This is a genomic window from Nocardioides astragali (assembly GCF_024436375.1).
GTDB classification, from domain to species: domain Bacteria; phylum Actinomycetota; class Actinomycetes; order Propionibacteriales; family Nocardioidaceae; genus Nocardioides; species Nocardioides astragali.
In genome coordinates this window covers 62,537-81,528 of sequence record NZ_JAFMZM010000003.1, presented here as the reverse complement: position 1 = coordinate 81,528, position 18,992 = coordinate 62,537, and the positions used below count along the sequence as shown (strand labels likewise).

At 69.2% G+C, this 18,992-nt stretch carries 12 protein-coding genes and 3 tRNA genes; 9 read left to right on the top strand and 6 right to left on the bottom strand.

Going from position 1 to position 18,992, the window contains the following annotated elements; all coding sequences use genetic code 11:
- The coding region (locus J3P44_RS09530; RefSeq protein WP_255890092.1) for a tandem-95 repeat protein at window positions 1-5,166 on the bottom strand (5,166 nt) is incomplete at its 3' end.
- A 239-nt stretch (window positions 5,167-5,405) separates the two neighbouring features.
- Between J3P44_RS09530 and J3P44_RS09525 the strand changes: the two genes are divergently transcribed.
- Window positions 5,406-6,092 carry a GAF and ANTAR domain-containing protein gene (locus tag J3P44_RS09525; RefSeq protein WP_255890091.1) on the top strand — a complete coding sequence of 229 codons (687 nt, stop codon included), beginning with the start codon at window positions 5,406-5,408 and terminating at the stop codon, window positions 6,090-6,092.
- 87 nt (window positions 6,093-6,179) lie between these two features.
- On the opposite strand, the gene J3P44_RS09520 is transcribed toward J3P44_RS09525, so the two are convergent.
- Entirely contained in the window at window positions 6,180-6,596 is a 417-nt protein-coding gene (locus tag J3P44_RS09520; RefSeq protein WP_255890090.1) for an ANTAR domain-containing protein, read from the bottom strand.
- A 273-nt stretch (window positions 6,597-6,869) separates the two neighbouring features.
- Here J3P44_RS09520 and J3P44_RS09515 point away from each other — a divergent pair, with 273 nt between their 5' ends.
- The gene (locus tag J3P44_RS09515) at window positions 6,870-7,556 is read left to right on the top strand and encodes a ZIP family metal transporter (protein ID WP_255890089.1); all 687 of its coding nucleotides are present in this window, start codon (window positions 6,870-6,872) and stop codon (window positions 7,554-7,556) included.
- 109 nt (window positions 7,557-7,665) lie between these two features.
- Here J3P44_RS09515 and J3P44_RS09510 read toward each other — a convergent pair.
- A tRNA-Arg gene (locus tag J3P44_RS09510) sits at window positions 7,666-7,738 on the bottom strand.
- Between the two features lie 176 nt (window positions 7,739-7,914).
- On the opposite strand from J3P44_RS09510, the gene J3P44_RS09505 reads away from it, so the two are divergent.
- The 4 genes from J3P44_RS09505 (at window position 7,915) to J3P44_RS09490 (ending at window position 15,235) form a co-directional block, all read left to right on the top strand.
- On the top strand, window positions 7,915-9,750 hold the full coding sequence (locus tag J3P44_RS09505; RefSeq protein WP_255890088.1) for a phosphoenolpyruvate carboxykinase (GTP): 1,836 nt from the start codon (window positions 7,915-7,917) through the stop codon (window positions 9,748-9,750).
- Between the two features lie 36 nt (window positions 9,751-9,786).
- Complete coding sequence (locus J3P44_RS09500) at window positions 9,787-12,033, top strand: putative bifunctional diguanylate cyclase/phosphodiesterase (protein WP_255890087.1); 2,247 nt, start codon at window positions 9,787-9,789, stop codon at window positions 12,031-12,033.
- A 189-nt stretch (window positions 12,034-12,222) separates the two neighbouring features.
- Entirely contained in the window at window positions 12,223-14,070 is a 1,848-nt protein-coding gene (locus J3P44_RS09495) for a phosphoenolpyruvate carboxykinase (GTP) (RefSeq protein ID WP_255890086.1), read from the top strand.
- Between the two features lie 145 nt (window positions 14,071-14,215).
- Window positions 14,216-15,235, top strand: a complete 1,020-nt coding sequence (locus J3P44_RS09490; RefSeq protein ID WP_255890085.1) for a TrmB family transcriptional regulator — start codon at window positions 14,216-14,218, stop codon at window positions 15,233-15,235.
- Between the two features lie 144 nt (window positions 15,236-15,379).
- Here the strand turns inward: J3P44_RS09490 and J3P44_RS09485 are convergent, their stop codons facing one another.
- The 3 genes from J3P44_RS09485 to J3P44_RS09475 all read right to left on the bottom strand — a co-directional run bounded on the left by J3P44_RS09485 (window position 15,380) and on the right by J3P44_RS09475 (window position 16,284).
- Entirely contained in the window at window positions 15,380-15,508 is a 129-nt protein-coding gene (locus J3P44_RS09485) for a hypothetical protein (protein WP_255890084.1), read from the bottom strand.
- Between the two features lie 158 nt (window positions 15,509-15,666).
- A tRNA-Ser gene (locus J3P44_RS09480) sits at window positions 15,667-15,760 on the bottom strand.
- 62 nt (window positions 15,761-15,822) lie between these two features.
- Window positions 15,823-16,284 (bottom strand): hypothetical protein, encoded by a 462-nt coding sequence (locus J3P44_RS09475; protein ID WP_255890083.1) that lies wholly within the window; start codon window positions 16,282-16,284, stop codon window positions 15,823-15,825.
- Window positions 16,285-16,388: 104 nt separating this feature from the next.
- Between J3P44_RS09475 and J3P44_RS09470 the strand changes: the two genes are divergently transcribed.
- The 3 genes from J3P44_RS09470 to J3P44_RS09460 all read left to right on the top strand — a co-directional run bounded on the left by J3P44_RS09470 (window position 16,389) and on the right by J3P44_RS09460 (window position 18,840).
- Window positions 16,389-16,476, top strand: a tRNA-Ser gene (locus J3P44_RS09470).
- A gap of 69 nt (window positions 16,477-16,545) precedes the next feature.
- Window positions 16,546-17,415, top strand: coding sequence for an AAA family ATPase (locus J3P44_RS09465; RefSeq protein ID WP_255890082.1), 870 nt, complete (start codon window positions 16,546-16,548; stop codon window positions 17,413-17,415).
- Between the two features lie 60 nt (window positions 17,416-17,475).
- Window positions 17,476-18,840 (top strand): vWA domain-containing protein, encoded by a 1,365-nt coding sequence (locus J3P44_RS09460; protein WP_255890081.1) that lies wholly within the window; start codon window positions 17,476-17,478, stop codon window positions 18,838-18,840.
- The last annotated feature ends 152 nt before the right edge of the window (window positions 18,841-18,992 follow it).

Here is an 18,992-nt window from a genome sequence, read left to right as displayed (position 1 = left end):
GTTGGTGATCACGTCGGTGGCCACCAGGGTGTCCTCGTCGGTGCTGGCGGTGTCGTCGTTCGCGACCGGGGTGTCGTTGACCGCGGTCACCGAGATCGTGACTGTCGCGGTGTCGGACTTGGGGTCGGCCTCATCGTCGGTGGTGCCGTTGTCGGTGACGGTGTAGGTGAAGGTGTCGGTCCCGTTGTAGTTGCCGTTCGGGGTGTACGACACGTTGGCACCGGAGTTGGTGATCGTCACCGTGCCGTTCGCCGGCTGGGTCACGGTGGTGACCTTCAACGACTGGGCCGGGACGTCGTGATCCTCGTCGTTGGCGAGCACGTCGATTGTGCTCGCGCCCGAGTCCTCCCCAACCGTCTCCGAGTCAGCGTTTGCCACGGGAGCGACGTTGACCTCGGTGACGGTGACGGTGATCTCCTCGGTGTCGGACAGGGTGCCGGTGCCGTTGTCGGTGACCTTGACAGTGAAGATGTAGCTGCCCGGGCCCTGGTTCTCGTTCGGGGTCCAGGTGAAGTCGCCGGTGTCCGCGTCGATCGCGGCACCCGCCGGTGCGTCGACCAAGGAGAACTTCAGTGTGTTGGCCGGCCGGTCGGAGTCGGTCGCGGTGGCGGTGAAGGACAGCTCGGTCTCCTCAGCGACCTGCTTGTTGCCGATCTCCGCGAGCACCGGGGCGACGTTGACCTCGGTGACGGTGACGGTGATCTCCTCGGTGTCGGACAGGGTGCCGGTGCCGTTGTCGGTGACCTTGACGGTGAAGGTGTAGCTGCCCGGGCCCTGGTTCTCGTTCGGGGTCCAGGTGAAGTCGCCGGAGTCCGCGTCGATCGCGGCACCCGCCGGTGCGTCGACCAGAGAGAACTTCAGTGTGTTGGCGGGACGGTCGGCGTCGGTCGCGGTGGCGGTGAAGGCCAGCACGGTCTCCTCATCGATGGCCTGGTCGTCGATGTGCGCGAGCACAGGGGCGACGTTGACCTCGGCAACGGTGACGGTGAAGGTTCGCGTCGCGTGGAGCGTCCCGTCGGAAACCTTCACGGTGAGCTCGTACGCCGCGCCGCCCTGGGTCTCGCTCGGGGTCCAGGTGAACTCTCCAGTCTGTGGGTCGATCGATGCGCCAGCGGGGGCGCCGACCAGCGAGTAGGTCAGCGTGTCACCTGGGCTGTCCTGGTCGGACCCCTCTGCAGTGAACGACAGGACAGCCTGCTCGTCCACGATCTGATTGCTGATCGGGGCCAGCTCCGGGGCGGTGTTGGCGACGGTGAGCTGGTCGGCGCGGGTCGGTGAGGTGCCGCCGTTGCCGTCGGTGGCGTAGACCTCGACCTTGATCACGTCGCCGCGACCGCCGTTGCCGTCCGAGCCCAGGTCCAGCGTGGAGCCGGTTTCGCCGTCCAGGGCGGTGTCGTTCTTGAACCACTGGTAGTGGTAGCTGGCGGCGTCGCCGTCAGCGTCGGCGTACCCGTTCGGGGTCGCGGTCAGGATGGTGTTCGTCCCGGCCGTGATCGGGGTGATGGCCACCGACCCCAGGTCCGGGGCGGTGTTGGCGACGGTGAGCTGGTCGGCGCGGGTCGGGGAGGTGCCGCCGTTGCCGTCGGTGGCGTAGACCTCGACCTTGATCACGTCGCCGCGACCGCCGTTGCCGTCCGAGCCCAGGTCCAGCGTGGAGCCGGTTTCGCCGTCCAGGGCGGTGTCGTTCTTGAACCACTGGTAGTGGTAGCTGGCGGCGTCGCCGTCAGCGTCGGCGTACCCGTTCGGGGTCGCGGTCAGGATGGTGTTCGTCCCGGCCGTGGTCGGGGTGATGGCCACCGACCCCAGGTCCGGGGCTGTGTTGGCGACGGTGAGCTGGTCGGCGCGGGTCGGTGAGGTGCCGCCGTTGCCGTCGGTGGCGTAGACCTCGACCTTGATCACGTCGCCGCGACCGCCGTTGCCGTCCGAGCCCAGGTCCAGCGTGGAGCCGGTTTCGCCGTCCAGGGCGGTGTCGTTCTTGAACCACTGGTAGTGGTAGCTGGCGGCGTCGCCGTCAGCGTCGGCGTACCCGTTCGGGGTCGCGGTCAGGATGGTGTTCGTCCCGGCCGTGGTCGGGGTGATGGCCACCGACCCCAGCTCCGGGGCGCTGTTGGCGACGGTGACCGAGTCGTTGACCGCCGCACCGTTGACTGTCCCGTCGTTCGGCGTCACCTCCACGCTGACCACGTCACCGGCGCTGCCGTTGCCGGAAGCCGACGTGTCGAAGGTGTCTGTCAGCGAGGAGGAACCAGATGTGGTCTGGCGAACTGTCCCGTTGACCTTCCAGACGTACGTCAACGTGACGGGGTCCGCGTCAGGGTCGGACTTCGTTGCGGTCGCCGTGAGGGTTGCATCTGTCGTCGGCGACGTCGGGGACAACGAGACCGTCGCCACCGGTGCGTCGTTCACCGCGTTCACCGTGACGTTGACCGTCGCGATGTTTGAGTCCGCGGTCCCGTCGGTCGCGCGGTAGGTGAAGCTGTCCGGGCCGTTGTAGTTCGCATCCGGGGTGTAGAGCACCTTGCCAGCGTCCGGGCCACTGGTGACCAGCGCAGCAGTGCCGTGTGCCGGGTTCGAGACCGACCCCGCCTTGACACTCAGCTCGGCGTTGGTGTTGTCCGCATCCGTGTCGTTGGCGATCACGTTCTTGGCCACCGCGGTGTCCTCATTGGTGGTCGCCGTGTCATCGACCGCCACCGGCGCGATGTTCACCCTGGTGCTTGCGGTGGCCGTGTTGTTGGCGGGCGTGTTGTCGTTGGGCGAGGAGACCGTAGCGCTGTTGGTGATGGATCCCCCTGCGATTGGGGCCGTGACGGTGATCGTGATGGCCGGAGCCGCGCCGGGCGCGAGGTTTCCTCCAGTGCGGTTGCACGTGACCGTGCCCGATGCGTTGGCGCAGTTCCAGTTCGTCCCCGTGGCGCTCACGAACGACGTGCCCGCCGGGAGGGTGTCGACCACCTTGACCGCCGAGGCGTCGTTCGGTCCGGCGTTCGACACACCCAGGGTGTAGGTCAGCGTGCCGTTCGTGTTGACCGGGTCGGGCGTGTCGGTCTTGGTGATCGACAGATCGGCCAGCCCGGCGGCAACGGTCAGAGAACCACCGGTGGTCGAGACCGACTGGTTCGTGCCGGAGGGCGGGTTGGACGCGTTCGTGCTCGGGTCCGACGAGATCAGGTACGTGCCGGACGTGCAGTTCGGAGTCGTGGTGAACTCGACCGTCAGGAAGCCGTTGTTCGGGATCTGACCTCCGGCCATGCGGATGAACCCGTCCGTGACGGTGGTCGCGTAGCCGCCGGTGCCGCCGGCGCTGGAGGTCGTCGTGACTGCCGTCGGGCTGCTGAAGCACGTGGGGACGGCGATGTCGGTGTACTTGATCGTGGTCGCGGTTGAGGCGGACGTCACGCGAACGCGCACGATCGCAGACTCGTCATTCTCGAGGACCGGATTCGAGATGGGGGCGCCGGTCCCGTCGACAAAGGTGATGGTGGCCGATGGGTTGGTGGTGGTGCCGATGAGAACGGGTGGGTTGTCACTCTGTGCGCCCGCCGTGCCAGCGGTGTTCGTGAAGGTCTGCATCAGCCAATCGGCGGCGTTGCCGCTCTGGTTGGCCTGCGGTGTCGTCGCCGTGACGTCGATCCGCGCCCAGTCGACATCGTTGACGGCCAGCCCCGTGCCGGAAACGAGCTGGACGTCGACCGTCCTACTCACCTGGTTGATCACAGGCGTGCTCCAGGTGCCTGAGGAGTACGCCGTCGCGGCGACGCTGATGTTCGTGTAGCCCGCTGGCAGGGTGATCCGGACGTGCTGCACCGCGTTGCCTGTCGTCTTGCGGTAGAGCGTGCTGAAGGTGGTCGGCGTGTTCGTGGGCGCCCAACCGGGCGCGATGTGCGCGTCGTTGTTCGCCGCTGCGACGTACGGCCCGACGACCGGCCCTCCTGCACCAGCGACGCCCTGCGGCACGACGGGGTCCGTCGCCGTGTCGGCCAGGGCGCGGGCCAGGTTGACCCGGCCGTTGCCGGTCTCGGCAGTCGTGCCCGCGGGGTCGGCGTTGCGCGCGAGGCGGCCGACGACGACGCCGTTCGAGGCGGAGGGGTCGTTGGCCTTCACCAGCGCAGCCGTGCCGGCGACGATCGCGGCCGAGGCCGACGTACCCGTGAGAGAGCTCGAACCGGTCGCGACGTCGACGCCGGGCGCGGCAAGGAAGGTGTCGGCCCCCGAGTTGGAGCCGCTCCACAACGTGTCCTCCCGGGTGGTGGCGGAGACGCCGACCACCTTGGCGAGGCCGGCGGGGAAGGTGTCGGTGGTCGAGCCGTCGTTGCCGGTCGCGGCCACCAGCACCGCACCCTTCGACCAGGCGTAGTCGGCGGCAGCCTGCAGTGCCCCGCTGCGGCCCGGGTTGGAGAAGGACATGAGGATCACGTCGGCGCCGTGGTCGGCGGCGTAGACGACGCCCTCGACGATGTCGGAGTCCTGGCCGAGCCCGTCAGCGCCCAGGACCTTGACCGGCATCACCGAGACGCCTGCGTAGCCCACGCCCGCGATGCCCGTGCCGTTGTTGGTGCCGGCGGCGATGATGCTGGCCATGCCGGTGCCGTGCCCGTTGGGGTCCGCGGTGCCGTCGTCCCCGTCGATCATGGAGGCGCCGGGGACCAGGTTGCCGCCCAGGTCGTCGGTGGGGTTGACGCCCGTGTCGAGGACCGCGACCGTCGCCGAACCCGCCGGCTGCACGGCGCCGTACGCCGCGTCCCACCCGATCTGGGGAAGACCCCACTGCGCGACGTAGCCGGGGTCGTCCGGGGCGCCCTGGACCTCGCGGACCTTGTCGGCCTCCACCTGGCGGACCTGGGGGTCGGCACGAAGTGCGTCCAGCCCTGCCGCGTCCAGTGAGGCTGAGTAGATGTTTAGCTTGGGCACCGCGGAGACGTCAGTCGCTCCCGCGGCCGACAGCGCCGCCTCTCGGTCCGCGACGGTGCTGCCGTCGCCGAACGAGACGATGTAGCCCTGAGGTGCCGCGGTCTGCTCGTCCGCGGTGGCGGCGGCGGGGCTCACCAGCGCCGAGAGCCCCGACGCGACCAGCGCGAGGACGAGCAGGACGCCGATGCGGTGCAGGTACGACCGCTCGGTGGCTCGGGACGACGGAACCGGACGCTGACGCTGGTGAGATGACACGGGTAGCCCCCACGGCTAGGTCTTCTAGGCGCGAGGTCCGAGCCCCTGATGTGCTGCGCCACCCCCTTGCGGTCAGGGGCGCTTTGACAGTGCGCCCGTCGTCCAGCAGATGTCGTGGATCGTCGTTTCCTGACCTCTTTCTGGCCAGTGCCTTGACCGAAAGTTCGGCTTCGGATCCCGATCCCACCCTTGGGGGTCGGCGCTGGCCAGGGTAGAGGGGTGGGAGGAGACTGCGGATCATGGAGACCCCGGCGAGCTTCGCCGAACAGCTGGCAGATGCCGCTCGCTCGATGCAGGGGTGGTCGAGCACCCAGCTGACGCTCGAGAAGGTCGTGCTGGTCGCCACCGAGATCATCCAGGGGTGCGACCTCGTCGGAATCTCCATCGTGCACGCGGGCGGGATCGACACCCCGGTGGGGACCACGCAGGCGCTGAACCGGATCGACGAGCTCCAGTTCGTGCTGAAGGAAGGCCCGTGCTTCGACGCGCTCCACATGCACGAGGTCGTCCACAGCCGTGATCTGGCCACCGACGACCGCTGGCCCACCTGGGGGCCCATGATCGCGGAGGAGGTGGGGGTCGCCTCGATCGTGAGCTACCGCCTCTACACGACCCACGACACGCTCGGCGCCCTGAACCTGTACGCCACCAACCCCGATGCGTTCGACGCCGACGACATCGACAACGGACATGCGCTGGCCGCTCACGTGGGCGTGGCGCTGGCGGCTTCGCAGAACGCCGAGAACCTGGAGATGGCGATCTCCCATCGCACCGCGATCGGTCGGGCTGAAGGCATCCTGATGGAACGGTTCGGCTTGACACCCGATCAGGCGTTCTCCGTCCTCCGCCGCGTGTCTCAGCACCAGAACGTGAAGCTGAACCGCGTGGCCGAGGAGCTGGTCCGCACCGGTGTGACACCGCGATAGCGCGGGTGGGGTGTGCAGGGACGCACGTCTGCGTGAGTCGCGCGCCCCTGCACTCCCCCGATCAGGGCCGCCTGCGTTGGCGGAGTCTCATGTGCCGGTTCGCCATGGGAGCGGGGGCGTTCGGACCTGCGGGGGGTCCGGAGCGCCGTCGCGCAGTTGCGCCTCGAGCCACTGCACCAGGGCCCGCTGTCGGACCTCGGTGTGCGGATTGCCTTCGCAGATCCCGCGCAGCAGGGTGTGGGCAACGACGACGACGGGGGTGCGGGAGGCCCGCGCCCATCCGAGCAGGATTGCGAAGGCTTGGTGGGAGTCGACTCCGAAGTGCAGCATCAACGCACCCTTGGCCTGCTCGATCAGCGCGGGGTTGGCGGCGAGATCACGCAGCCCCAGACCGAACGGGTCGGGATCAGCGGCACGGCGAGCTCGCTCGCGCTGCAGCTCATCAACCGGGGGGTTCGCATTGTTGGTCACGTCGGGTGCGAGCTGCCGGTGGGCGGGAAACATGAGCAGACCTCTCGAGGAGAGTCGTCGCGGCGAGACACATGCCGCGGGCTGCGCTCCCAACCCTGGGCTCGAACATAGGTGCCAAACCGCACTCTGTCTACGCCTGAGGGGGACGCGAGGGCTGTGAGCGCTCCCAGCCAGGGATGGCGGCATAGAGGTACCTGGTCCCGGGTACCCCCGAGCATGGGTGAGGCTGTGCTCTTCGGTCTGGTGGCCTCGAGCGCGTTGGTGCTCGGAGCGGTGGCGGGCGGTCGGTTCCGGCTGCCGAAGCGTGTGCTGGCGGCGATGCTGGCCTTTGCGGCTGGTGCCCTGATCACAGCCTTGGCCTTCGAGCTGTTCGAGGACTCCTACGAGCAGGGTGGGCTGTGGCGCTCGGTGTTGGGCCTGCTCGCGGGTGCAGTGGTGTTCACGCTGGTCAGCCAATGGCTGGATCGGAGAGCCGAGGGCCATCGAGAAGAGGACCACGGCAGCGAGAAGCTCGACCTCGATGCTCCCGCCTCCGACGCCGCGGCGTCGCCGGCCTCCGTCAGCGGCGCTGCAGGGCTGGCGCTCCTGGCCGCGGTCACCCTGGACGGTGTTCCGGAGAACGTGGCCCTGGGCGTGTCCCTGGGTGAAGGGACTGGAGGTCTCGCTCTGCTCGCGGCCATCTTCGTCTCGAACTTCCCCGAGGCGCTCGTCGGCAGTGCGTCGATGCAGGCTCATGGCCGCTCTCAGCTGTTCATCGTCGGCACCTGGTCGGCGTGTGCGGCGTTGCTGGTCATTGCTGTCGTGGTCGGTGCCGGACCACTGTCGACTGCGGAGCCTGAGACGCTGTCGCTTCCGCTGGCGTTCGCGGCCGGCGCGGTGCTCGCTTCACTCGCGGACACGCTGATGCCTGAGGCCTACGAGCAGGGCGGCCCGGCGGTGGCCTTGAGCACCGCCGCGGGCTTCGTGCTGTCGTTCTACCTGGCCACTCTGTGAGAGCACCCCGTCTCCCACCACCTTGTCTGCGCAGGTCATGGGGTGTACCAGCGCGAGACACCCACCGGGATGAAGCGTCCCGGTGGGTGTCTCGCGCTGAACCGATCTGCGCGCCTGTAGGGATTCGAACCCCAAACCTTCTGATCCGTAGTCAGATGCTCTATCCGTTGAGCTACAGGCGCTCGTCGTCCGCTGCGCTTGCACGCCGCGAGGACTCGACGAGGATAGCCGACCCCCTCGGGGCGGGCGAAATCAGCATCACCCCATGAGCCGGTTCGGATCGTCGAAAGGTGCCCTATGGTGCCTAGCACCCGCACACGCGGCGGCCCGCACCCGCCGCAGGATGAGAGGCAGCGCGATGGCAGATCTCGAGGCAGTCCTGGATGATGCCGGGCTGACGAACCCCCAGGTCCGTGAGTTCGTGAAGGAGTACGCCGAGCTCACCGGCGCCGAGCACGTCGAGGTGGTCAACGCCTCCGACGACGCCCGACTCCTCGAGGAGGCCGTCGCGGCGGGAGAGCTGCAGCGAGCCGGCCAGGACCGCTACTACTCCCGCAGCTATCACAAGGACACTGCCCGCTCGGAGGAGCGCACGATCGTCGCGACGAACGACGAGAAGGACAAGGGCGTCTACAACAACTGGCGCCCGGCCTCGGAGATGAAGCCGCTGCTGCACGACCGGATGCGCGGCGCGTCCGCGGGCAAGACGATGTACGTCATCCCCTACCTGATGGCTCCCGCCGGCAACGCCCTGGAGCCGTGGGCCGCGGGCGTCGAGCTGACCGACACCCGCACGGTCGTGCTCCACATGATCCGCATGGCCAGGGTGGGCGTGCAGTTCGTCAACGAGCTCGAGGACCCGGGCTCCTTCGTGCGCGCCGTCCACGTGACCGGCGACCTGGAGAACCTCGGCCAGGGCACGCCCGACGACCAGCGCTACTTCGTGACCGTCGCCGACGAGCGCACGATCCTGCACTTCGGCTCGTCCTACGGCGGCAACGCCCTGCTCGGAAAGATCGCGCACGGCCTGCGGCAGGGGGCGTACGACGGATGGGCGAGCAGGAAGTTCCTCGCCGAGCAGTACATGCTCATCGGCATCCATGACAAGGAGACGGGGAAGACCTACCACGTCTGCGGCGGCTTCCCGAGCGCCTCCGGCAAGACCAACCTCGCGATGATGGCGGCACCCGACGCGCTCGGCGACCGCTACCACGTCTCGTTCTACGGCGACGACATCGCGTGGCTGTGGGTGGACGAGGAGTCGGGTCGCCTGATGGGCATGAACCCGGAGTACGGCGTCTTCGGCGTCGCCAAGGACACCAACGAGACCACCAACCCCAACGCCCTGCACTCGATCGGCGAGGGATCGAGGGCGATCTTCACCAACGTCGCCTACAACCCCACCACCGGGGAGGTCTGGTGGGAGGGCAAGACCCCCAAGCCGCCGAGCAACGTGCGCGGCTGGCTCGACTGGACGGGCGCGCCCCTCGCCGACCGCAAGAGCAACGACACCGCGGCATGGGCCCACCCCAACAGCCGCTTCACCACGACCCTGGCCAACGTCCCCAACATCGCGCCGGACTACGACGAGCCCGTGGGTGTGCCGATCGACGCGATCATCTTCGGTGGTCGCACGAGCGACCGCGAGCCGCTGATCCGCGCGATCACCGACCTCGCCGAGGGTGTCTACGACGGCCTGACGCTCGGCGCCGAGGCCACCTTCGCCGCCGAGGGGGTCGACGGTCAGCTGCGCTACGACCCGATGTCCAACCGGCCGTTCATGGCCTACGGCGAGGGTGACTATGCCCGCCACTACCTCGACATCGTCGGCGCCGCGAAGGAGCAGCCGATCTTCGCGCACGTCAACTGGTTCCAGAAGGACCCGGAGGACGGCCACTTCCTGTGGCCCGGATACCGCGACAACCTGCGTCCGCTGCTGTGGCTGCTCCAGCTCAAGAACGGCGAGGTCAAGGGCCGGCGTACGGCGGTCGGGATCATCCCGACCGAGGAGGAGCTCGACCTCGAGGGCATGGACATCCCGCCCCAGGACCTCGAGCGGATCCTCACGATCGACAAGGCCCGCTGGCAGCAGGAGATGGGCTTCCGCGAGGAGCACCTCTCCCAGTTCGACCGGATGCCCGAGGAGATCTGGGAGGCCCACCGCCGGGTCGCTGCCGACCTCGATGACGAATAGCCGGACACGCCGCGCGTGCCGCATTAGTGTGTGAGGGTGCGACCACGCGTCTCGGGGACCGCCGCGCGTGAGTCCTCCTCAGCCGATCCGCGTAGAGACACGCCCGCACTCGCTCTCCCGTTCGCGGCTGTGGCCGGGATCGGCCTGCTGACTGTCGTCCTGCCCCCCTACGACCGGCCGTGGTGGGTCGCCGGGCTCGCAGCCCTGAGCCTGGTCCCCGTCGTGATCGTCTTCTTCGTGAGCCAGCGTCGCGACGAAGCCTCTTGGCTGCACCCGTTGGCGGCCTACCTCCTGTTCCCCTACGCCGCCCTGCTCCATGACGCGGCGGGTGCCAGCGCCGGAGGCTCGGCGTCGGGGATGTCGGTCTTCCTCCTCCTGCCGATCCTCTGGCTGGCGATAACCGGGACACTGCGCCAGCTGTGGGTCGCGAGCGCCCTGGCCGTCCTCACCTTCGCCATCCCGATCCTGGTCATCGGAGCACCGAGCTACCCGTCCGGCGACTGGCGCCGGGCGGTGGTGTGGGCAGCCGTCGCGCTCGTGATCGCGCCGGTACTCCAACGCATCGTCCGCGACCTCGAGCGGCAGGGCCGCCGGGCCCGTGTCGCCAGCGAACGGGTCGAGCGGCTGTTCGACGACGCTCCTCACGGCGTCGCCCTCCTCGACCCCGCGGGCCGGATCATCCGGGTCAACACCTCGATGGCGGTCCTCGTCGGGCTCGACCCCCCGGAGATGGTCGGCCACGAGCTCGGCGCCTTCGAGTCGCCGGGGGAGGACCGGATCCAGGACCACGTCGTCCGCCTCGTGTCCGGTCGCGACCAGGCGCTGGAGTCCGAGTGCACGCTGCGCGACTCAGGCGGCAACGACGTGAGTGTCTCCCTCAGCAGCACCGTGGTCGGCGACCGCGGGATGGGCGAGGTGATCATGGTCAACGTCGTCGACATCTCCGACCGGCGACGCTATCTCGACCGGCTCTCGCACCTCGCGGACCACGACGTGCTCACCGGACTTGCCAACCGCCGACGCTTCGAGAGCGAGCTGCAGCGTCACCTCGACCGGTGCCGGCGTCACGGCCCCACGGGTGCCCTGTTGCTGCTCGACCTCGACAACTTCAAGCAGGTCAACGACTCCCTCGGGCACAACGCCGGCGACCAGCTCCTGGTCACCATCGGCGGCCTGCTGCGCCGTGCCGTGCGCGACACCGACGTGGTCGCGCGCCTCGGCGGGGACGAGTTCGGCGTGATCCTCACCGACGGCGACCAGGACGGGGCGACCCGCGTCGGTCACTCCATCGTCGACCTGGTCCGCGCCCACGCGGCCACCCTCGACGGCGTACGACGACGGGTGACCGCCAGCGTCGGGGCGGTGACCTTCAAGGCAGCCAGCGAGCATGCCACCGACATCCTGGCCCTGGCCGACATGACGATGTACGACGCCAAGGACGCGGGTCGCAACCAGATCGCCGTGCTGCCGGAGGGCGAGCTCAGGCCGCCGCGGTCTGCTGCGCGGCTGCTGTGGCAGAGCCGGATCGAGGCGGCACTCGAGCACGACCGCTTCGAGCTCCACCTCCAGCCCATCATGAACCTCGCCGACGACCGGATCACCTCGGCCGAGGTGCTGCTGCGGCTCCGCGAGGAGGACGAGCTGGTGCCGCCGTCCCGGTTCGTCTACATCGCCGAACGCGTGGGCCTGATGCCCCTGGTCGACGCGTGGGTGGTCGAGCACAGCGTCGAGATGCTCGCCAAGCTGCGCCGGATCGACCCGACCTTCGCGCTCGAGGTCAACCTGTCCGGGCACTCCATCGGCAGGCCCGACGTCGAGCAGGCGATCTGTGACTCCCTGACCGTGCACGACGTCGACCCGTCCGCCCTGATCCTGGAGATCACCGAGACCGCAGCGGTGGGCGACGTGGCCCTGGCGCGCGCTTTCGCCGAGCGGATCACCGACCTGGGCTGTGCGTTCGCCCTGGACGACTTCGGCGCGGGCTTCGGGTCGTTCTACTACCTCAAGCACCTGTTGTTCGACTACGTGAAGATCGACGGTGAGTTCGTCGCCCACGTCCACGAGTCGCAGGTCGACCGCACGATCCTGCGCTCGATCGTGGGCATCGCCCGCGACCTCGGCAAGCGGACCGTGGCGGAGTTCGTCTCCTCGCCCGACATCCTCGCGGTGTGCCGGGCCGAGGGCGTGGACCTCGCGCAGGGCTTCCTCATCGGCAAGCCGGTGCCGTACGACGAGTTCGTGTCCACCTTCCTCACCGCCCAGGTGGCGCTGCCGACGGCGTGACGCCGATGTGAACGCTCACTGTTCTCAGGGCGTTCTGGTGGCTCGAGATCCCTACGTCGGAGTAGCGAGATCCACGTCACATCTCTGTGATCGATCCAATATGTGCGTGCTTTCACAAGCGTTAGCGTCCCGACCAAGTCGCCGTCAACGAGGCCGCGCGAATCGCGACGAACGCTGAAGGAACCCGGGATGACAGCTACGACCGACATCGAGACGACCGCCGAGCAGACCGCACCGACGACCCACGCAGGCATCCTCGCCTGGGTGAACGAGATCGCCGAGCTGACCCAGCCCGAGCGCATCCACTGGTGCACCGGCTCCGACGAGGAGTGGGAGGAGCTGACCCGCTCCCTCGAGGCGACGGGAACCTTCACGCGCCTCAACCCCGACGTGATGCCCAACTCGTTCCACGCGGCCTCCGACCCCACCGACGTGGCGCGCGTCGAGGACCGCACCTACATCTGCTCGGTCGACGAACGCGACGCCGGTCCGACGAACAACTGGATGGACCCGGAGAAGATGAAGGACCTCATGCGCGGGTTGTACGCCGGCTGCATGCGGGGCCGCACGATGTACGTCATCCCGTTCGTCATGGGTCACGTCGAGGCCGAGCGGCCGATGTTCGGCATCGAGATCACCGACTCCGCCTACGTCACGGTCTCCATGCGCGTGATGGCCCGCATGGGCACCGATGTCCTCACCCGGATCGAGGAGCTCGAGGACGCCGGCGAGTCGCCGCAGTGGGTCCCCGCGCTCCACTCGGTCGGGATGCCGCTCGAGCCGGGCCAGGCCGACGTGGCGTGGCCGTGCAACGACACCAAGTACATCGTGCAGTTCCCCGAGGAGCGGATGATCTGGAGCTTCGGCTCGGGCTACGGCGGCAACGCCCTGCTCGGCAAGAAGTGCTACGCCCTGCGCATCGCGTCGGTCATGGCGCGCGACGAGGGCTGGCTCGCCGAGCACATGCTCATCCTCAAGCTCACCTCGCCGCAGGGCGTCACCAAGTACATCGCCGCGGCGTTCCCGAGCGCGTGCGGCAAGACCAACCTCGCGATGCTCAAGCCCACCATCCCCGGGTGGAAGGTCGAGGCCATCGGCGACGACATCGCCTGGATGCGCATCGGCGAGGACGGCCGGCTGTGGGCGGTCAACCCGGAGTTCGGCTTCTTCGGTGTGGCTCCCGGCACCAACGAGCACACCAACCCCCACGCGATGGAGACCATCCGCAAGGGCAACTCGGTCTTCACCAACGTCGCGCTGACCCCGGACGGCAACGTGTGGTGGGAAGGCCTGGAGAACACCCCGGCAGAGGCCACCAGCTGGAAGGGCGAGCCCTGGACCCCGGAGTCCGGCGAGCTCTCCAGCCACGCCAACAGCCGCTACTGCACCCCGATCAAGCAATGCTCGATCCTCGCCGCCGAGTACGACGACCCGCGGGGCGTGCCGATCGACGCGATCCTCTTCGGTGGCCGCCGCAAGACCACCATCCCGCTGGTCACCGAGGCCCGCGACTGGAACCACGGCACCTTCATGGGCGCCACGCTCTCCTCCGAGACCACGGCGGCCGCGGTGGGCGCGGTCGGTGTGGTCCGCCGCGACCCGATGGCGATGCTGCCCTTCATCGGCTACAACGCGGGCGACTACTTCGGGCACTGGGTCGGCATCGGCAAGGACAACGACGCCGCCAAGCTGCCCAAGATGTTCTACGTCAACTGGTTCCGCCGCTCTGCGGACGGTGACTTCCTGTGGCCGGGCTTCGGCGAGAACAGCCGGGTCCTCAAGTGGGTCATCGAGCGCATCGACGGCCAGGCCGCCGCGGTCGAGACCCCGATCGGCCACGTGCCGGCCCCGGGCTCGCTCGACATCGAGGGCCTCGACCTCACCGAGGAAGAGCTGGCCCAGGCCCTCGCCGTCGACGCCGAGGAGTGGAAGGCCGAGCTGCCGCAGATCCAGGAGTGGTTCGAGAAGTTCGGCGACGACCTCCCGGCCGTGCTGTGGAGCGAGCTCGACACCTTGAAGGCCCGCCTGAACGCCTGATTCCCTGCGGTCCGACGTCGCCGACCCGCCACTCCGCTCGTCCGGAGGGCGGGTCGGTGCCATTTCCGTGGGGCCTGTGGGCCGTTGTGGCACCATCCTCACACGCGGGTGCGCGGGAGACCGGCGGGAGACAGGGAGGTGAGCCATGCCCTTGGGGCAGCACGAACGTGACCTGTTCGAGGAGCGGGCCACCCCGCTCTACGAGGAGATCGTGTCCTCCGGCGGCATCAGCGCCACGGACAAGCGCATCGCCAAGCGGGGCGAGCTCCAGGAGGCCTTCGCCCTGCTCGTCGACGTCGGACTGGTCGTCAAGAGCGAGGACGGAGCACAGTGGCGGGCCGTCGACCCGGCAGCGGTGCAGGCCCAGGTCGTCGCCCCCCTCGGTCAGCGAGGCGCCGAGCTGATCGCCGAGTCCGCCCACTGGGCGCAGGCCTTCAGCACCCTCTCGCACGTCTGGCGCCGCTCACCCAGCGCCGTCGGCGGCCCGTTCGCCGAGATCCGTGGCCTGGCCACGATCGGCAACTTCCTCGCCTCGCTGGTCGGCGACGCCGAGGACGAGCTGCTCACCGCACAGCCGCAGGACAAGCGGGGCGTCAAGCAGCTCGGCGAGGTGGGCGCGCGCGAGATCGCCGCGCTCAAGCGGGGCGTCAAGATGCGTACGCTCTACCAGCACGCCGCCCGCCGCGGTGCCGACACCCGCAAGTACGTCGCCGCGGTGACCGCTGCCGGCGCCGAGGTCCGCACCCTCGACGAGTTCTTCAACCGCCTCATCGTGGTCGACCGCCGGATCGCGATCATCCCCAGCCACGAGGGCCTCAGCGCGGCGATGGTGATCAGCGAGCCGTCGATGGTCGGCTACCTCGTCGACATGTTCGAACGGCACTGGGAGCGGGCGCGTCCCTTCACCAGCAGCGAGACCTCGCTGGTGCGCGACATCGCCGCCGAGCAGCGTGCGATGACCATCCGGATGCTGCTGGAGGGGCGGGCCGACCCCGCCGGCGCCAAGCGCCTCGGCGTCAGCCCTCGGACGTACGCCGGCTACGTCGCGGACCTCAAGACCGAGTTCGAGGTCGAGACCCGCTTCCAGCTCGGCTACGAGATGGGCAAACGGGGCATCTCCGGACGGGAGACCGACGAACCCACCGGGGGCAAGGCCGCCCGATGAGAGCGAGGGCAGCAACTCGATGAGTTGCTGCCCTCGTTGCTGAGACGAGCCTGTGGGGGAGGCCGTGGGACCAGGACTCGTGGGGGGTTGAGGGGTCCGTGTCTCAGCTCTTCACTGCGTGCACATCATGGCACGTTCGGGGGGTCACTTGACCCTGATCTTGCCGCCCCAGCTGGTGTCGAGACTGTTGGCCGGGGACGCGCCCACGCCGACGAAACCGAATCCGAGCGCGGCCACGAGGGCAGCGGCGGCGATGCGGCGTACTGGGGTCATTGCTTCACCTCTAGATGTCACGACGTCACAGGGGATGACCCGTTCATTCTCTCCCACCGCCCGGCGCCGCGTCTGCGTCCAGTCCCTGCAGGTCTGTGCATTGCAGGTTCTTGCAAAATGCATTCGGCCCCCTCCCGGAGGAAGGGGGCCGATCACACTGGCGGAGGCGGAGGGATTTGAACCCTCGATGGGGTTTTAGCCCCAAACCCGCTTAGCAGGCGGGCGCCATAGACCGGACTAGGCGACGCCTCCATGCCCGACGGAGCCGGGCGCAGAGAAGGTTACAAGGCGCGGAGCGCTCGCGCCGAATCAGGTCACAACTTCCGGAGGCCGTGTCCCTGCTGCAGGTGCTCCTGGACGTCGCGGACGAACGTCTCGCGGTCCACCGCCAGCATCTCTACCGGGATGGTGGTCGTACGCCCGTCGCGCAGCCGCAGCACCACCACGGGGGACTCGGCCACCGTCGTCGCGACGGCGTCCTCGACGTCCTTCCACCGGCCGGAGGCGGTGCCGACGCCACGGACCCACTGGACCCGGTAGCCCTCCGGCGTCAGGCGGGCGATCCAGCCCTTCTGCCGCCACGCCCACCACGTGGCCGCGAGAAGAATGATCGTGAGGGCCACGGGCACCAGCAGGAAGACGGTGTGCAGGTCGAAGACCGCGATCGCGACCGTGCTCAACAGGATCAGGGCGGCGACGGCGACCAGCACCGCGCCCAGCAGACGGGCCGCGACGGCGGGGGCCAGGCGGTAGACGGTGGCTGTCTCGGTCGTCACGCCGCAGATTTCACCATGTCGCCGTCCGGGTGCGCCCGCGTGGGTCTGCCTCCGCGGAGCGTTGGGTAGAGTCCCGGGGTGTGCGGCGCCCCGGCGCGGCACGAGGAGGGGTGCCGGAGCGGCCGATCGGAACCGCCTTGAAAGCGGTCGTAGGGAGACCTACCGCGGGTTCGAATCCCGCCCCCTCTGCCAGCGAAACGCAGTGAGCACGGCTGAGGTGGCGTCGGCCGGGCGTGGCGGCTGCACAGATAGGCTCAGCCGGTGACGACCTGGTTCGAGTCCCCCGCCGACGCCGCCGTACGCCTGCGCGAAGCGGGCTACCTCACCGACGACGCCACCGCGCTCACGGCGTACCTCTCCGGTGCGCTCGAGAAGCCGCTGCTCATCGAGGGCCCGGCGGGGGTCGGCAAGACCGAGCTGGCGAAGGCGGTGGCGCGGGCCACCGGCGCCGGGCTGGTGCGGCTGCAGTGCTACGAGGGCCTCGACGAGGCCCGTGCGCTCTACGAGTGGAACTACAAGAAGCAGCTGCTGCGCATCCAGGCCAGTGGCGGTGAGGACTCGTGGAGCGAGACCCACGACGACATCTTCACCGAGGAGTTCCTGCTCACCCGGCCGCTGCTGAGCGCGATCCGTCGCGACGAGCCGACGGTGCTCCTCATCGACGAGGTCGACAAGACCGACGTCGAGGTGGAGGGGCTCCTGCTGGAGGTGCTGAGCGACTTCCAGGTGACGATCCCCGAGCTCGGCACGGTCAGCGCGACGCGCCGCCCGTTCGTCGTGCTGACCTCCAACGCCACGCGCGAGCTGTCGGAGGCCGTCAAGCGGCGTTGCCTGTTCCTCCACCTCGACTATCCCGACGCGGAGCGGGAGCGGGCGATCGTCACCAGCCAGGTCCCGGGCCTGGAGGAGAAGGTGGCCAGGCAGCTGGTCGACGTCGTCGTACGCCTGCGCGAGCTCGAGCTCAAGAAGGCGCCCTCGATCGCGGAGTCCGTCGACTGGGCGCGCACCCTGATCGCGCTCGAGATCGGCGAGCTCGACGAGGAGACCGTCGTACGCACGCTGGGCGTGGTGCTCAAGCACGCCTCCGACCAGCGGCGCGCGGTCAAGGAGCTCAAGCTGGCGAGCAGGTGATCTCGTGAGCCTTCACCCCATCCGAATGCTCGCTGCGCCCCGCTTCGGACAGGGACCCCGATGAGCCTGCTCGACACCCACATCGGCTTCGTGGAGGCACTGCGCTCCGCAGGCCTGTCCGTGTCGTTGGCCGAGGGGCTCGACGCGATCAGCGCGCTCGAGCAGGTGAGCTGGCACGACCGGGAGACCGTGCGTGCCACGTACGCCGCGACTCTCGTCAAGCGCCAGCCGCAGCGGGTGACCTTCGACGCGGTCTTCGACATCTACTACCCGCGCCTGATCGGCGGCGGTGTCGCCGGAGAGGACGTGGACCCGGTCGACGGACCGCGCGACACCGGGCCCGAGCTGGAACGGTTCCGCGAGGCGCTCGCCGACGCGCTGGCGTCCGGGGACCTCCAGGCGCTGCAGGACCTCGCCGTCGAGGCGGTGGCGCGGTTCGGGGCGATGCCGGGACGGGGGCCGGGGCTGTCGAGCTGGTCGGCGTACACCTCGCTCCAGCGGGTCTCGCCCGCCGAGCTGATGGACCGCCTCGTGAAGGGGCTCCTCGGGGAGGGTCTCGACGCCGAGCAGGCGCAGCGCGCGGCGGGTCGGCGGATCGGCGACTTCACCCGGCTCGTGGAGGGTGACGCCCGTCGCCGCATCGCGGAGGAGAAGGGCCCCGAGCACGTCGCCGACGTCACGGTGCGGCCCACCATCGATCGGCTCGACTTCACCGCGGCCCGCCGCAGCGACCTCGAGGAGATGCGGCGCGAGATCTATCCCCTCGCGCGTCGACTCGCGGCCCGGCTCACCAAGGAGCAGCACGCGCAGCGGCGCGGCCCGCTCGACGTACGCCGCACGGTCCGCGCGTCGATCGCGACCGGCGGAGTGCCGCTGACCACCCACCATCGGCCGAAGCGGCCGCACCGCAGCGACCTCGTGGTGCTGTGCGACGTGAGCGGCTCGGTGGCCAACTTCGCGCAGTTCACCCTGCTCCTGGTCTACGCGCTGCGCGAGGCGTTCAGCGGGGTGCGCGCCTTCACGTTCGTCGACGACGTGGTCGAGGTCAGTGACCGCTTCCGGCCGGGCGCCGACGTGGTCGAGGTGATGGAGTCACTGGCGCAGAGCATCTCGCACGCGACGCTGTGGGGCCGCACCAACTACGGCCGCGCGCTGACCCGCTTCGCCGAGCAGCACGCCGACGCGATCGGCCCGAAGTCGTCCCTACTGATCCTCGGCGACGGCCGGTCCAACTACAGCGACCTCGCGCTCCCGGTGCTCGGCGACCTCGTGGGGCGAGCCCGCCACGCGTGGTGGCTCAACCCCGAGCACCCGCGGCACTGGGGGACCGGCGACAGCGCGGCTGACCGCTACGGCGAGATCGTGCGCATGGTCGAGTGCCGCAACCTCGCGCAGCTCGGCGAGTTCGTGCACGAGATCGTCTGAGTTGATGGCGCTCGCTCCGCTCGCGTGCTCGGCGCCCCTGAAGACGTCGTCTTCCCTCCTCGCTCGACGGCGCTGCCTCGCTGCGCTCGTCACGCTTGCTCGCTCGTCAGTCCAGACGACGTCGGGCGCCGAGCGCTCGGGGGCGCGTACAG

Bases quoted from the DNA above. Each gene is read 5' to 3' on its own strand.
- J3P44_RS09525 (WP_255890091.1), top strand. From the start codon at position 5,406: ATGGAGACCCCGGCGAGCTTCGCCGAACAGCTGGCAGATGCCGCTCGC.
- J3P44_RS09520 (WP_255890090.1), bottom strand. From the start codon at position 6,596: ATGTTTCCCGCCCACCGGCAGCTCGCACCCGACGTGACCAACAATGCG.
- J3P44_RS09505 (WP_255890088.1), top strand. From the start codon at position 7,915: ATGGCAGATCTCGAGGCAGTCCTGGATGATGCCGGGCTGACGAACCCC.
- J3P44_RS09495 (WP_255890086.1), top strand. From the start codon at position 12,223: ATGACAGCTACGACCGACATCGAGACGACCGCCGAGCAGACCGCACCG.
- J3P44_RS09490 (WP_255890085.1), top strand. From the start codon at position 14,216: ATGCCCTTGGGGCAGCACGAACGTGACCTGTTCGAGGAGCGGGCCACC.
- J3P44_RS09485 (WP_255890084.1), bottom strand. From the start codon at position 15,508: ATGACCCCAGTACGCCGCATCGCCGCCGCTGCCCTCGTGGCCGCGCTC.
- J3P44_RS09460 (WP_255890081.1), top strand. From the start codon at position 17,476: ATGAGCCTGCTCGACACCCACATCGGCTTCGTGGAGGCACTGCGCTCC.